This window comes from Vibrio sp. F13, from assembly GCF_020806305.2.
GTDB classification, from domain to species: Bacteria; Pseudomonadota; Gammaproteobacteria; order Enterobacterales; family Vibrionaceae; genus Vibrio; species Vibrio crassostreae_C.
In genome coordinates this window covers 155,951-170,298 of record NZ_CP170175.1, presented here as the reverse complement: position 1 = coordinate 170,298, position 14,348 = coordinate 155,951, and the positions used below count along the sequence as shown (strand labels likewise).

Below are 14,348 nucleotides of genomic sequence, written 5' to 3'. Positions count from 1 at the left end.
AAAATCCCCATCAACGTTGTTGATGGGGATTATCTGCTAACTGCAGGATCGTTCAAGTCTTCTTAAACGATCGGCATTAACTCAATCGAGTGGCCTTTTTAATGTCTGAAACTTTCTGAGTCTTTCTCAATCAGCGAATACGTTATTCCGTCACTGTTTCTTGTTTGAAGCATGGGCTCTTCAACGTGTTCATCTTTTCGATTTCATTGGTTAAGCGCAGCGAGAGCAGGGCTTTCTGGTTCGAAGCAAAATCAAACATCACGATAGTCGCAGTGCCAACGGTCGTCAGTTTCTGTTGAGCCTTACTGACAATCGCGTATTCCATGGTGAATCGGTCATCTTGAATATCGGTAACACGTGAGCCGACCATCAAGGTATCTGGATACGTGACTGGGCGGAAATACTTACAGTAAGTGTCACCAAGAACAGGACCAACTTTGGTAATCGCCATCTCTTCCATCAGCTCGACGTGCTTGAAAAAATCTAAGCGAGCGGTTTCGAAATAGCGAAAATATACAGCGTTGTTAACGTGATTGAGTGCGTCCATTTCTCCCCAAGCGACAGGGATTTCTGTTACTACCGGGTAGTCAGATAATAGTGCTTCCATGCGAACTCTCTTATTGTTATGTAGGGATAAGTTGTTATTGGAATAAAAACCCTACCGCTAAATTAACAAAACTGCAACACGCGTGATTTAAGTTTTTGAAGCTTGAAACCACACAATGTCAGTGACTTAGTTGCACATCCACTCAATAGTTAGGCACTAAGGTGTTTGAATTGCAGCTCAACCAAGCGTTGGTACAATTCGCAGCTATTGATGAGAGACTGGTGGTCGCCGATGTCTACTAGTTGTCCTTTATCGAGCACCGCAATTTGGTCGGCGTGTTTAATTGTTGATAATCGATGGGCGATAATGATCGTCGTTCTGCCACGCATTAACTCTTCTAACGCTTGTTGTACGTGATGCTCACTTTCACTGTCTAGTGCGCTGGTTGCTTCATCCAACAATAGAATATTTGGATCTTTCAAGATGGCACGTGCGATAGCAATACGTTGTCTCTGCCCACCAGAAAGCCTTACACCACGTTCACCAAGAAAGCTGTTGTAGCCATCAGGTAGGTTTTGAATGAACTCGTGTGCGTGCGCTTTCTTCGCCGCTTCGATCACTTGCTCGTCTGTTGCCTGCGGGTTGCCGTAGCGAATGTTATGGAACACATCGTTACTGAACAGAGCAGGTTGTTGCGGTACCAATGCCATCTGCTTTCTTAGCTCGTTAGGATCAAACTGATTCAGTTCAACACCGCCTAAGGTGACCTTACCCACTTGTGGGTCGTAGAAACGTTGCAGCAGTTCGAACAGGGTAGTTTTACCTGCGCCAGACGGGCCAACCAGTGCCAACACTTTGCCTTCATGGGCAGTAAGCGTGAGGTTGCTTGTTGCGGGTTGGTCCGGTCTTGATGGATAACAGAAGGTCACATCATCAAATGCAACTTCTGGCGTTACGTTAGCAAGCGAAGTTGGATTCGCAACTGGCGCAACAATATGGCTTTCAACTTGTAGGATCTCGATTAATCGCTCGGTCGCACCTGCCGCGCGTTGCAGTTCACCCATCACTTCAGAAATCGTACCTAACGATGAAGCAACCATAATTGCGTAGAACACAAACGCGGCTAAGTCACCAGCCGACATAGTGCCGTTGATAACATCACTGCCGCCTACCCAAAGCATGCCTGCAATAGCACTAAATACAATCACGATCACGCCAGAAATAAGAATCGCGCGCTGTTTTACACGCTGGCGACCAATCTCATATGCCTTTTCAACTTCAACCGCGAATGACGCTTTCTCTTGCTCTTCTCGGCTGTAGCTTTGCACCGTTTTAATGTGCTCAATCGCTTCACCTGCATAAGACCCCACATCAGACATCGAATCTTGGCTTTGGCGAGATAGGGCTCTCACACGACGCCCGTACACAAGAATCGGAATCAAGATAAACGGCACCGAGGCCAATACAATCAACGTCAGCTTAATATTGGTTGCAAACAGCATGATGATCGCACCAATACACATCAACGCGCTGCGCATCGCCATAGAGAACGATGAACCTATAATGCTTTGAAGCAGAGTGGTATCCGTAGTAATGCGCGACATGATGTCGCCACTGCCATTGGTCTCGAAGTAACTTGGATGCAGCGTCACGACATGATTGAAAACCGACAGGCGTATATCCGCACTTACTCGCTCACCAACAGAAGAGACCAAATAGAAGCGGAAGAAGGTGCCAATCGAGATCAGCACGACCACCACCATGATGAATTGAATCGCGCTGCCTAAATCTGAGAGTGATTGTTGGCTAAAACCTTGGTCGATGAGAAGACGAATACCGTGTCCGACTGAGAGGGTTAAGCTCGCTGTGAAGATCAACGCGATCAACGCCGCAATAACACGACCTTTATAAGGCTGAATGAATTTACTCAGCTCAAACAAAATACTGAGGCTTTTTTTCTCAGGTTTGGGTTCTGGCGCTTGTTGAGTCGATCGCTGAGTCTGTCGCTGGTTCGAGTCGAGCGTAGAAGAGACATCGTTTTGCATATGACTGCCTTAATGTGTTGTCGCTTTAAAAATAGATGGCTTGTTGCTTGTTGCTTTATGACTTATTGCCTGTACTGCGCGTTGTTCGCTGGGCAGTAATTGTTGTTGAGAATCGAACCCATTAAAGCATTTATTGCGCTGTGACGCTCCCTAGGAAACTCAATTTCCAATATTTCATCAACACTAAGTGAATAATTCGAAACGACCTTAAAGGAAAACTAAGCATTTTGATCCAGTCAGTTGGATAGAAAACCAAGCTATTTAACCCTAATTTTTATGCAAGTAAATTAGCGTTGACAGGAGAGTGCACACATAAACAAGCAACCGTGCGATGATTTATAAATTGATAGCAAAACGTTTGCTATTTATCTCGATATTAGCTTTATCAATGACTTGTAAGTTTTGGTTGTAAGACCAGTTATAGCGACTGTTTTTTGTGGAATATTTGTTACAAAAATTCAACAAAGTAGTTTTTTATACATTTTTCTTGCATAAAACCTCGGATTGAATAGAATAACCAATAAATGACAATTAATGCAGTATTTTGGCATGAGTATTCAAGTAAAGAGCATCAACAAATCATACGGTGATACCCAAGTTCTTCACGACATCAGTTTCGACTGTGAGAGTGGCGAAACCTTGGTATTGCTTGGCCCAAGCGGCGCGGGCAAGAGTTCATTACTGCGTGTATTGAACCTGCTTGAAATCGCGGACAACGGCGAATTAGACATTGCGAATGAGCAATTCGATTTTTCAAGCCAAATCCAAGAGAAGCAGGGGCTTAAACTTCGTCGTAAAGTCGGCATGGTGTTCCAGCAATACAACTTATGGCCACACATGACGGTGATGGAAAACTTGATTGAAGCACCAACCAAAGTGGCGGGTTTGGATAAGCAAGAAGCGATTAAGCAAGCGCAAGAAGTCCTAAAGATACTTCAACTTGCCGACAAAGCAGACGCTTGGCCACTTCAACTGTCTGGCGGTCAACAACAGCGTGTTGCGATTGCACGTGCGCTGATGATGAAACCGGATGTGTTGTTGTTTGATGAGCCAACAGCGGCGCTTGATCCTGAGATCACCAACCAAGTCGTGAGCATTATTAAAGAATTGAGCGGAACGGGCATTACCCAAGTGGTCGTGACGCACGAGGTCGACTTCGCGAAGAAGATTGCTAGCCACGTTCTGTACCTAGAGAAAGGGTACATCGTTGAACACGGCACCAGTGATTCATTCGTTAATCCGCAGACACCTGAGTTTGCTGAATATTTGACTCATTAAGTAAGTCATTTATTAAAAGAAAGTTGACTCACTAGATTTAGCTAAAAACAACATCGATCAAAACAATCAAATTATAAGAATGGCCACAGGCCGCTATCAAACAGTATTCGGAGTAACAAAATGAAAAAGATTCTACTAGCTTCACTTATCGGCCTTGCTTCTTTCAACGCAGCGGCTAAAGAAGAAATCAAATTCGCGATGGAAGCAACGTACGCACCATTCGAATACATGGATGAGAACAACCAAATTCAAGGTTTTGACGTAGACTTAGCAAACGCACTATGTGAAGAGTTGAAAGCAACATGTACTTTCCACAACCAAGCATTCGATAGCTTGATCCCTGCACTTAAATTCAAACGTTACGACGCGGCTATCTCGGCAATGGACATCACAGAAGCGCGTCTTAAACAAGTGAACTTCTCTAACGCATACTACGACAACTCTGCAGCATTCATCTCTTTCGAAGGCAAAGTCGCAGACCAAGCAGCACTAGAAGGTAAGCGTGTGGGTGTTCAAAACGGTTCTACTCACCAGAGCTTCCTACTTGAGCAAATGACTGGCGTAACAGCGGTACCTTACTCAAGCTACCAAGATGCGTTCATCGACATGAAAAACGGTCGTATCGATTCTGTATTCGGTGACACAGCTGTTGTAGCAGAATGGTTCAAGAAAGAAGACAACCTAACGTACGTTGGCGACCAAGTAACAAACCAAGAGTACTTCGGTAACGGCTTTGGTATCGCAGTAAACAAGAGCAATCAAGAACTTGTAGACCAGCTCAACGTTGCACTTGCAGTAGTGAAAGCGAACGGCGAATACGACAAGATCTTCAACAAGTACTTCGGTAAGTAATTTATGGAATTAACGGGTTACTCTTTAGGGCTCGTCGAAGCAAGCTGGATGACAGTTCAGCTTGCATTCGTAAGCCTATTGGTTGGATTGGTTCTAGCAGTTTTGTTTGCAAGTGGTGAGATGTCTCGTCGTATTGCAATCAAATGGCCAACGACTGCATTTGTGACGATTGTTCGTGGTTTACCAGAAATTCTGGTCGTACTGTTTATCTACTTTGGTTCGACACAAGTTCTGTTCATGATCACTGGCGATTTCATAGAAGTGAGCCCGTTCTTATCTGGTGTTGTTGCACTGTCACTTATCTTTGCTTCTTACGCTTCGCAAACCTTGCGTGGTGCATTAAAAGCAGTAAGCAAAGGGCAGAGAGAAGCAGCAAGCGCGCTTGGTATTTCTCAGTCTCGTGCATTCTTTCGTATCGTGTTACCTCAAGCGGTAAGACACGCACTACCAGGGTTAACCAACCAATGGTTAGTATTACTGAAAGACACCGCATTAGTATCGCTGATTGGCGTAACAGATTTGCTGAAACAAGCACAACTAACATCCGCTGCAACGCACGAAGCATTTACTTGGTACGCGACAGCAGCAGCAATCTACTTGGTCATCACTTTAATCACACAAAGATTGGTAAAAGCGATTGATGGTAAGTTCTCTATTCAAGGTTTGGGTAACAAAGGGGCAATGGCATGAATCAACAATACCTCTCTCAAATGCTTGAGGGCTTAGCGACCAGTCTGCAACTCACAGGCGCTTCACTGCTGGTTGGTTGTATCTTGTCACTGCTGATGACGGTAACGCTAATCTTAAGAATACCGGCGATTCACTGGTTAACACGTGGCATCATTACGCTGTTCACCGGCACACCATTGTTGGTTCAAATCTTCTTGGTGTATTACGGCCCAGGTCAGTTCGATTGGATTCGTGAAAGCTTCATGTGGACATGGTTAAGCCAACCTTGGTTCTGTGCAATGTTAGCATTAGCTTTGAACACCGCTGCATACAGCACGCTACTGTTCAGAGGCGCATTCAACGCAATTCCAGCAGGGCAGTGGGAAGCATGTCGTGCACTAGGCATGGACAAAGTAGCAACGCTTAAAGTGTTACTGCCATACGCACTACGCCGCGCTGTTCCAGCTTACTCGAACGAAGTGATTCTAGTCTTCAAAGGCACGTCACTGGCAAGCACCATCACCATCATGGACTTGATGGGCTACGCTCAGCGTATCAACGGCCAAACCTACGACACACTCACTGTGTTCGGTATTGCTGGCGCATTCTACTTAGCAGTAAACGGCATACTAACGCTGATCTTCCGTCAAGTAGAGAAGAAGGCCCTCGCATTCGAAGCGGCGTAAGCTAGCCACTCACAAGCTTAACTAACGTATAAAGCCTGCCATTTATGTTCGCATAAATGGCAGGCTTTTTTGTGTTTGGGGTATGTGTAGGTGACTGTGGTTATATCCAGTTTAGGAGGGGCTTTGTCAGGGTTATACGGCACGCGAATATCTTGTTACCTAATATTTGGCGTGCTTATCTGTGCTTTAAGTCACTGAAATTATGAAATTAATTGTGGTAGAGTTTTACCCATATGAAACTAGATAGGGTAATTCTTTATTTAAATGCAGAATTTTGTTGTCTAGGAACTGTTGTAACGTTTTTATTTAATGTAGTTCTTTAATCAAATTGGGAGTAAAAATGAACAAAACAAAAGCAGTACTGGTTATGTCTCTTCTTTGTTGTACAAATGCTTTCGCGGGGGACCAGTTAGTAAACCAAGCCAAAGGTGTAAATATAAAAAGCTGCTTGTCAACTATTGGGGATCTAGAAACCTTTTTTACCGAAGGTCAAAACTATGGCTCCTGGTCGCTTTGGGCTACCGAAAGCGCGGATGATCAAATTTTCAATTCAACATTAGAAATTACCTTTTCAGAGGGACACCATTTAATAGATTTGACAGTTGCGCCAACAAAAGACAACCAATGTTCATATACATATACCAGAACATTTTATTCTGACAAGAGCTGCATGGCTTTTTCTAAATCTGATATGAAAAGTGCAGAATACGAGACGGAAATTAACAAACACGTGACTGGCTTCAATGATGGTAGCGCTAAATGGTTATTATCTTCTGCGGGAAATGGTTGTATGGTTCAAAAGAAAGAAGTAGGTATTAGGCACAAAGCTCAAGCGTTATAACGGAGCTTTCAAATCTGATTTGTGAACGTGTGCCTAACCCTCAAACATGGCACACGCACACTTCAAAGCTAAAGATAGCGTGGCGCTTTGGCATTTCTGAGTTAAAAGGAAGTTAGAATTCATAAGAGATAAAACAGCGGGAAGATGTCATTAGAGTTTATAGATAAGTTTTTAACTAGGTAGTCGCCTCTATATTGGAACTACGTAATCAACGCTCATGATTTGGCATCGTGAGACAGTTTATTGAAGTTTTCTTACTTAATAATATGCTTCAGCAAGAACTTCAACGACGATGCGAATGAGCTGCATATTTGCGTCTAGTAGTCAGCAGTTTAGAGCGCGTTACTATGACCTTACCATTTTGATATACAGAATGAATGCTGAAGTGATTTTTAACTAAGTCGGTACCTCAGAAGTAAAAATAATCAGGCATGGTGCCACCTATGTAATTAAGTGCCACATCTCCTAAGTAAGGGGGAATTCATGTCAGTTGTTATTTATCCCCAGGTTCCGAAGAACAATATTAGATGAACACCTCTTTAAGGAGAGGGAATATTTAAATAGGTTTATAAAAAGGCGAATTATAGGATGAAATGGAATAAAAGCATATTGCTTATGTCTACATTTATTAGTTCAGTTGTTTCGGCGACATCTTGGGATGCAAGTCGAAATACTGAGAATGGGTATTACTTTTTGACTAAAGTACCTGAAAATCAACCTCAGTTAATGGTTGTTCGAACAACCATCAACCATTGCCAAGACTATACTCTCGGTACTTCTTTTGTTTATAACATTGAGACTGATTCAGAAAGTTCTATTGAGTGTCGTGCAACAATAGGGAATAAGACATTGTTTGAAGGCTCGTGTAGTCTTAGTGCAAGTGCTGAGTCAAATTTAGTCACAATAATGCTACCTGAAACCAAAACTGCTTTGATTCCCAGCAAACAGATTACCGTTAGTAATGGTAAGCATATTTCTCTGCACTTTGCAGGTGAAGAATTATCTTTTGAGGTCGGAGATCTAAAAAAGAAGCTTAATTCATTGACTTCTGCTTGTAAGTATAAAAAAGACGTATAAAACGGCTTTTTTATACAATGATCTATCAAGTAAAACGATAACAAACGACTATGGCGTCAATGATTAGTTTTTTGCTGTGTTTTCATCCCACATGGCGCCATCTCTCAGCATAGAGTTAAGAGTCACAACCATCTTTCGAACACACGCGATTATTGCGACTTTCTTAGGCTTTCCGGCAGCTACAAGTCGAGCATAAGTTGCTTTGAATACGGGGTTACTGTCTTATAAATATGACCTTACCATTTTGGTCTACGGCATGAAGACTGATGTGGTTTTTAGCTAGGTCGATACCGCAGAAATAAGAATAATCAGACATGGTGCCTCCGATGCATTTAAGTACCACATAAGTGTGGCAGATCCTCGGGAGGGGGAATCCATGTCATTCGTTATAACACAGGCAGTATCATAGCATATAGCAAGGATAGATTATGGAAGAATACTGGAACCCGATGGTTCCCGAATTATCAGTTAGTAATTTTGAAGCGTCGTTATCATTTTACGTCGATGTGCTTGGCTTCTCTGTACGTATTAAGCGAGAAAACCCTGACTTTGTATACCTTGAACAAGAACAGGTTCAGATCATGCTCGAACAAATCACGGATTCAGGGTGGATTACTAGTGAGTTAGTTACTCCATTAGGACGTGGAGTAAACTTTCAAATAGAGCTTTCAGATTTAGAGCCGCTAGTTGAAAGACTGAAGAAAGCTAACGTACGTTTTTTCCGTGATTTAAAAGAAACATGGTATGACATTGGTGAAAAGCTATCAGGTGAACGAGAGTTTCTAATACAAGATCTAGATGGTTATTTATTAAGGTTTACCCAGCACCTTGGAGAGAAAGCGAAATCGTCAGAGTAGTGTTATAACAAGGCGTTTAACAATGACCAAAAACGCTTGGCATTTTCACCTCGTGGAAAGTATGTGCCATGGTTTTTGGCACGTTAATTTAGCGTTTAGCGTCATGCGCTACTCCAACTTGAGAAGGTAGTACAAGTGGAAACTAGAGTTAAAAAGTCAGTTCGGTATCTTACCTTGGGTATTCTTATCTATCCGTTTCTTTACATGATACTCAATTTTATTATCCCGATTCTAATGGCGACTTTGGGCGAAGGTGGTCGCTCGTTAGTTGAAATTCTTGAGTATTTCACTTGGTTTATAATGCCTTTTTTTTCGGTGCTCTATTTGTTAGCTTTCTATCATTTCTCGCCAATGTTAGGTAAATGGCATCAATGGGTTGGGTATACTTTGGTTTTTGCCGCTGCGCTAATCGAAATAGCGATGCCCTGGATGGAATCTGGTCTGGTGTTTAAGACAGCATCTTTTCTATGTCAGCTTTTCGAGATAGGCATTTTGGTTAGTTGTCTGTTCGTTTTTAGCAATAAGTTGGGGCCAAATTCTGAGCTTGGAAGTAACGCATAGCAAGTCTGGACCTCATCTTACTAGATTGGAGTGCTTATTATCCATCCGAGCTGCTCAAGAGTGATTCTCAACGCATGGCATTTTCACTATGTCTTTGTATTAGTCATTTAAGAAGTATACGGCTGCTTCGGCATTGCGTTACTCCGCCCTGAACAGGGCGCACCACTCATCGTGGTGAAATTCATATTTCATCCCCATTTCAGGGTAAATCGAGACCTATTTCCTTGCCTGAGAAATGAGCAAAAGTAGTATGTGCTTTAGAACTCTACTTCTAGTCAATTTTTCAGGTAATACGTGAATATACTTCTGATCATACCTACAGTTTTTTTAGCTAAATTTATTGGTTTGCAAATGGGATTCACCTATAACCTGTTTTCAGATCCGTTCAGTCTTAAACTTGCTCTGATTGACCTTGGTTTATTTGTCTTTGTCGGTGCACTTCTTAGTTTTATTTACGACAAGGTCAAACATGCACTCAAGAACGTCAGGAAAAATTAGCCTGACATAGCACTGAAAACGGATGCTCAACGGCGTTATTTTCGGCTTACTTCAATTTCAGTGTTTACGTCGCAATGATTTAAGATCTGTTCGTAACGTCACTCACACCTATACATTGTTTTGCTTTCTACGAGGGAATGAACATGAAAAAAGGAATTTTCAAGAACTTGAAGCTGGCATTAGGGATTGGCTTTGGTGTCGCAATTCATCAGTACTTTTTTATGACGGATGGTACGTTTGATTTCTATCGGCCAATTGTGGCGTTTGCTTTTACGTTTGTAGTGAGCAGCATTGGTACACTTCTAATAGAAAGAATCATGCGTAACAGGGAGGCTAAAGGGGAATCATGACTAAAATCTATTTCGTATGTGGCTTTATCGGTTCGGGTAAGACGACTTACTCGAAAGCGCTTGCAGAAAAGCATGGCGCCTTTCGTTTCTCAATCGATGAGTGGATGATTCCTTTGTATGGCGAGCATATGGAGCGTGAGGTTTTTGATAGCCGGCTGGCTACGTTACAAGGTTTATTCAAGGACTCTGCAATGCAGCTCTTTTCTTTGGGTGTCCCTGTGATTTTTGACTTTGGTTTTTGGCGTGAGTCTGATTGGGATTCTTTTACAAGCTGGGCATCAAACCTAGGTGTGGACAGCGAAGTTCACTATCTTGATGTTCCGTTTGAGACTTGTAAGGAGAGAGCATTCAGCCGTAACTCGGAACTGAATGGTAAGTCTTATGAAATGACACCTGAAATGTTAGATTTGTTTTGGTCTTGGTTTGAGGTTCCAACTTCAAACGAAAATGTTGTTTGGGTTCAACAGGAAGCTCAAAAAGGTATGTAGTTAGGCGCGCAGGTGAGAGGTGTTTTTGTTATCTAGCTTGTGTTCTAAGTCTTCCGTTACATTGGGTTTATGAAAGTCTGAGTCGTCCATCGAATAGTAGAGTAACAAGGGCATTTCTCATGCCGTATTTTTGGTAATTAGTTCTTCCTGTCGATTATCGAATTTGTCCTAAACCCACTATTAAGGCAGGGAACCCCAATGAATAGAACGCTATGGTTCGCACTCATTTCGCTTTTGTTTTCAATGACAATGGTATTTTGTACATACAGTTATGGCATAGAGAGCCACGTTGAAGTAATTACACTCACTTTAGTACTGTCTGGCCCTCTGATTTTTACATTTGCGCTTGTTGTCATTTTTTGTGGCGCACCAGTTATTAACAAGTACAAGTTACTTGGAACCATCGCAATTTGTGTGCATGGATTTACAGCCTCACTGCATGTGCTGTGGAACGGTTTTATGTTTGTCGATGTGATTAATAAACAAGGCTTAGGTCCGGGACAAGGTTATTCTGGTTTGATACTTTGGGTTGGTAGTATCAAGGCGATGCTACTTGGTTTGGTTGTGGGAGTATGCCTGCATTACTTGCTACGATTTTTTAGAACGGCTGCAGTAAGATAACTGTTGGCTAGTTAGTTGATTGTTCGTTGTCTATAGGAGTTGCCACTGTGTTTTATAGTAAGGAATCCAACAAGGGATTGCTGCTCATGCTTGTTGCGATAAGTGCTTTCATTGTCGTTACCTCGGATAATAACCCTGGGACATTAATCGCTCACGCCATCAATGGTTTAATTGCTTTGCTCTTTTTCTCTATGACCATTGAGGTCAAAGACAATGTACTAAGTTGGTATTTCGGCTTTGGCTTTTGGCGTAAGAATGTAGAAGTGTCAGACATTACCGAGACATCGTTCTATCAAAGCAAGTGGTATCAAGGTATTGGTATCCGAATGCTGAGCGATGGCTGGTTGTATAATGCATCGATAGGTTCAGCGCTTAAGTTAAGCCTAAGCAATGGAAAGCATGTTTACATTGGTTGTAAGGATACGGACGGTTTAAAGCTGGCCTTGAAAACCGCTAACGAACAGATAACTCAAAATTGATTTACGAGGCTTGGCACTTTTCGTTTCAAGTTGGACTAATGTTTAAGGTTCTATGCTTTAAGTGAGCTGGACTTTAATATCACAACAAATGAATCGGAGGTTGAATGGACAGAGCAATCAAAACACATTTCGACGAGTATCCCGATGATGTTCGAGCTCGGCTTGAAGAGTTGCGTTCATTAATCTTTGAGCTTTGCTCTGATTTGGATTTAGGTGACGTCGAAGAGTCTCTGAAATGGGGCGAGCCGAGTTACAGCGTTAAGACGGGCAGTCCAATTCGAATCGACTGGAAATTGAAATCACCAAACAACTATTACTTGTTCTTTAACTGCCAAACGAAGCTAATCGACACATTCAGAGAATTGCACGATGGCACATTGGTATTTCAAGGTAATCGTGCAATCGTCTTGAAACTGACTGAACCACTTACCAAGGCACCAATCAAGCAGTGCTTGGAGTTAGCCTTAACTTATCAGCAACGAAAACATCTCCCACTTCTTGGCGCGTAGTTCTTATATGTTGTCATTATATTTCTTAAACAGGTTTTCTGTGTTCTAGCTATCACTCTTTAAAGTGCTAAGACTGTACCATCTTGATTAGTATCAAGAGGCTAGGGAATCTCTATAACCAACGCTGATTGTATTGCTTACCGTTTAAAAAGGTGTTCTAGTCACCTTGTATTTCAAACTTAAAAGGAAGTTGTATGAATTTAGATAAAGCCAAAAAACGTATCGCAAAGCAGGTTAAAAAAGGCGACCACGGATACCCAAAAATCACGTTAGCGTATTACGGGACGACCAAAGATCTCGCAACGGAAGTCGCGGTTCAATTTATGCTGGGTGAGGGCGATGGTGTTCAAGAAGAGCGTTTTTCTTGTGAAACCGAAATCCGAGATAATGAATTAGTTCAAACTACGTTACTCAAGATAATCGAGCGAGCAAATGTTAACTCAGTGATTGAAGTTGAAGGCGTGGCAGTTCTTTAGTTTGCTTTAGCCTGGAAACGAAGCCAACACGAGAACTCAGGTGTATAATCCACATTTTTATCAAATTGGGCAGGACACATGGCGATCTCGTTTGAAACTCAAAGACTAAAAGTAGAAGAAGTCGCAGGTGAACTTACTGTTCCTGAACGTTCGGCTCTGCTTGAGCGAGTACCTGGCATTCTAATGCCGTCAGTCGTTGAAAACCTTCCACCATACTTTCATGGTATTGTGTCAGGTGAGCTGGCTGAAATTTGGCTCGACCGAATGTTGTCGGGGAGCCGCTTACTTCAAGTGAAATCCAACGATAATCAATTGATTGGTTTTCTGTTCGCTTATGTAGAAGACGAAAGTGATGCTCATATTGGCTACTTGCTTGCAGAAGAGTTCTGGGGCAAGGGTTTAGCGAGTGAGCTACTGAAGGGTTTCATCACAGAAGTCGCTAAAATGGAGTCATGGTCAACACTGATTGGCGGTGTCAATCGTTCAAACATAGCCTCTGCCAACTTACTTAAAAAGCTAGGTTTTGTTGAGCAAGCCTCTGACGAAAGTGCTGTGGTTTTCTATGAATATAAGCTTTCTCGTCTTAACTCTTAACTCTTAATTCTTAACTCTGAGCTCTCAGCTCTTAATTTCTAATCCCTAACTCAAGCCACATCTGCGTTATACATTCATTGCCAATGTTTACGTCAATTGATAGGGAAGAAACCTTATGACACCATTCAACTGAGAACCGAGAGCAGCGAGTCTAGTTAACGTGGGCTAATTCGGCACTCTGTGTTTCATTAGCGACTTTCCAATCGCCCCCTAAGGCTTTATAGAAAACAGGCTTTGTATCCACATTAGACCATACTGGTTTAGCGACCTCGACCATCTACCATTACGATGATTGTTTTAGAGATGATGCTGAGATCAGCGGCAATCCAAGACTTAACCGAACATAGGCTTAGTGCATAACTGTGGTCAAAACCTACTTTACGACGTACATCATCAATACAGGTGTCGTAACCTTGATTTACTTGTGCAAGCCCTGTAATACCAGGCATTACACCGTATGTGCGGTCGGCAAAGTAAGGAATTTCGTTCTCTAGTTTGGTGTAAAAAGTAGGGCGTTCAGGGCGCGGGCCAATTAGAGACATTTCACCTTTCAGTACATTGATCAGTTGTGGCAGTTCATCAAGACGTGTCTTTCTCAAAAAGCGGCCAACAGGCGTGATTCGTGGGTCATTCGCGGTAGCCCAAACTGCACCAGAGCGAGTTTCTGCATCCTCGTACATGCTACGGAATTTCATGATCTCAAAGATTTCCATTTTCTCCGGTGTCGATTTACCAACGCGCAATTGACGGTAGAAAATAGGGCCACGAGAAGTGAGTGCAATCGCCATCGCAATCAACGGAAATACGGGCGCTAGCAAAATCAAAGCAATCAGTGAGCTTACAAAATCGAAAGTACGTTTAGCACGTGAGATTTTGTATTGGTATAGGTTTTGGGTAGATAGCTGTTCGATGTTCATCAT

The 14,348-nt window shown here is 42.5% G+C and carries 18 protein-coding genes and 1 pseudogene; 15 read left to right on the top strand and 4 right to left on the bottom strand.

Annotated features, from left to right (window positions below; genetic code table 11):
• Positions 1-142 precede the first annotated feature (142 nt).
• Together LMH68_RS00700 and LMH68_RS00695 are read right to left on the bottom strand one after the other, a co-directional pair.
• Positions 143-607 carry an acyl-CoA thioesterase gene (locus tag LMH68_RS00700; RefSeq protein ID WP_017063915.1) on the bottom strand — a complete coding sequence of 155 codons (465 nt, stop codon included), beginning with the start codon at positions 605-607 and terminating at the stop codon, positions 143-145.
• 149 nt (positions 608-756) lie between these two features.
• Positions 757-2,592 carry an ABC transporter ATP-binding protein/permease gene (locus LMH68_RS00695; RefSeq protein ID WP_017061820.1) on the bottom strand — a complete coding sequence of 612 codons (1,836 nt, stop codon included), beginning with the start codon at positions 2,590-2,592 and terminating at the stop codon, positions 757-759.
• 549 nt (positions 2,593-3,141) lie between these two features.
• On the opposite strand from LMH68_RS00695, the gene artP reads away from it, so the two are divergent.
• The 6 genes from artP (at position 3,142) to LMH68_RS00665 (ending at position 7,995) form a co-directional block, all read left to right on the top strand.
• A complete protein-coding gene (gene artP / locus LMH68_RS00690; protein ID WP_324295269.1) occupies positions 3,142-3,870 on the top strand; it encodes an arginine ABC transporter ATP-binding protein ArtP in 729 nt (242 codons plus the stop codon).
• Positions 3,871-3,990: 120 nt separating this feature from the next.
• Positions 3,991-4,722, top strand: a complete 732-nt coding sequence (locus LMH68_RS00685) for a lysine/arginine/ornithine ABC transporter substrate-binding protein (RefSeq protein WP_229647956.1) — start codon at positions 3,991-3,993, stop codon at positions 4,720-4,722.
• 3 nt (positions 4,723-4,725) lie between these two features.
• Positions 4,726-5,412, top strand: coding sequence for an arginine ABC transporter permease ArtQ (gene artQ, locus LMH68_RS00680; protein WP_229647957.1), 687 nt, complete (start codon positions 4,726-4,728; stop codon positions 5,410-5,412).
• Complete coding sequence (gene artM / locus LMH68_RS00675) at positions 5,409-6,077, top strand: arginine ABC transporter permease ArtM (RefSeq protein ID WP_017087151.1); 669 nt, start codon at positions 5,409-5,411, stop codon at positions 6,075-6,077. The genes artQ and artM overlap by 4 nt, the downstream gene beginning before the upstream one ends.
• Positions 6,078-6,417: 340 nt before the next feature.
• Positions 6,418-6,918, top strand: a complete 501-nt coding sequence (locus LMH68_RS00670) for a hypothetical protein (protein WP_065583653.1) — start codon at positions 6,418-6,420, stop codon at positions 6,916-6,918.
• A 588-nt stretch (positions 6,919-7,506) separates the two neighbouring features.
• Positions 7,507-7,995: a hypothetical protein gene (locus LMH68_RS00665; RefSeq protein ID WP_065583654.1), complete on the top strand. Its 489-nt coding sequence runs from the start codon at positions 7,507-7,509 to the stop codon at positions 7,993-7,995.
• A gap of 63 nt (positions 7,996-8,058) precedes the next feature.
• On the opposite strand, the pseudogene LMH68_RS00660 reads toward LMH68_RS00665, so the two are convergent.
• Positions 8,059-8,214 (bottom strand): annotated as a pseudogene (locus tag LMH68_RS00660) (IS110 family transposase); the annotation flags it as partial.
• A 209-nt stretch (positions 8,215-8,423) separates the two neighbouring features.
• Between LMH68_RS00660 and LMH68_RS00655 the strand changes: the two are divergent.
• The 9 genes from LMH68_RS00655 to LMH68_RS00615 all read left to right on the top strand — a co-directional run bounded on the left by LMH68_RS00655 (position 8,424) and on the right by LMH68_RS00615 (position 13,428).
• Positions 8,424-8,852 carry a bleomycin resistance protein gene (locus tag LMH68_RS00655; protein WP_229647958.1) on the top strand — a complete coding sequence of 143 codons (429 nt, stop codon included), beginning with the start codon at positions 8,424-8,426 and terminating at the stop codon, positions 8,850-8,852.
• A gap of 135 nt (positions 8,853-8,987) precedes the next feature.
• Complete coding sequence (locus LMH68_RS00650) at positions 8,988-9,413, top strand: hypothetical protein (protein ID WP_229647959.1); 426 nt, start codon at positions 8,988-8,990, stop codon at positions 9,411-9,413.
• A 641-nt stretch (positions 9,414-10,054) separates the two neighbouring features.
• Positions 10,055-10,261, top strand: a complete 207-nt coding sequence (locus LMH68_RS00645) for a hypothetical protein (protein ID WP_102333313.1) — start codon at positions 10,055-10,057, stop codon at positions 10,259-10,261.
• Complete coding sequence (locus LMH68_RS00640) at positions 10,258-10,749, top strand: AAA family ATPase (protein WP_413755357.1); 492 nt, start codon at positions 10,258-10,260, stop codon at positions 10,747-10,749. The genes LMH68_RS00645 and LMH68_RS00640 overlap by 4 nt, the downstream gene beginning before the upstream one ends.
• Before the next feature lie 198 nt (positions 10,750-10,947).
• Positions 10,948-11,370 carry a hypothetical protein gene (locus tag LMH68_RS00635; RefSeq protein ID WP_229647961.1) on the top strand — a complete coding sequence of 141 codons (423 nt, stop codon included), beginning with the start codon at positions 10,948-10,950 and terminating at the stop codon, positions 11,368-11,370.
• A 26-nt stretch (positions 11,371-11,396) separates the two neighbouring features.
• Positions 11,397-11,849 (top strand): hypothetical protein, encoded by a 453-nt coding sequence (locus LMH68_RS00630; protein ID WP_229647962.1) that lies wholly within the window; start codon positions 11,397-11,399, stop codon positions 11,847-11,849.
• A 104-nt stretch (positions 11,850-11,953) separates the two neighbouring features.
• Positions 11,954-12,358 carry a DUF1801 domain-containing protein gene (locus LMH68_RS00625; RefSeq protein WP_229647963.1) on the top strand — a complete coding sequence of 135 codons (405 nt, stop codon included), beginning with the start codon at positions 11,954-11,956 and terminating at the stop codon, positions 12,356-12,358.
• 194 nt (positions 12,359-12,552) lie between these two features.
• Complete coding sequence (locus LMH68_RS00620; RefSeq protein ID WP_017059577.1) at positions 12,553-12,834, top strand: hypothetical protein; 282 nt, start codon at positions 12,553-12,555, stop codon at positions 12,832-12,834.
• Positions 12,835-12,912: 78 nt separating this feature from the next.
• Positions 12,913-13,428, top strand: a complete 516-nt coding sequence (locus tag LMH68_RS00615) for a GNAT family N-acetyltransferase (RefSeq protein WP_413755354.1) — start codon at positions 12,913-12,915, stop codon at positions 13,426-13,428.
• 260 nt (positions 13,429-13,688) lie between these two features.
• On the opposite strand, the gene LMH68_RS00610 is transcribed toward LMH68_RS00615, so the two are convergent.
• Positions 13,689-14,348, bottom strand: coding sequence for a sugar transferase (locus LMH68_RS00610; protein ID WP_017063903.1), 660 nt, complete (start codon positions 14,346-14,348; stop codon positions 13,689-13,691).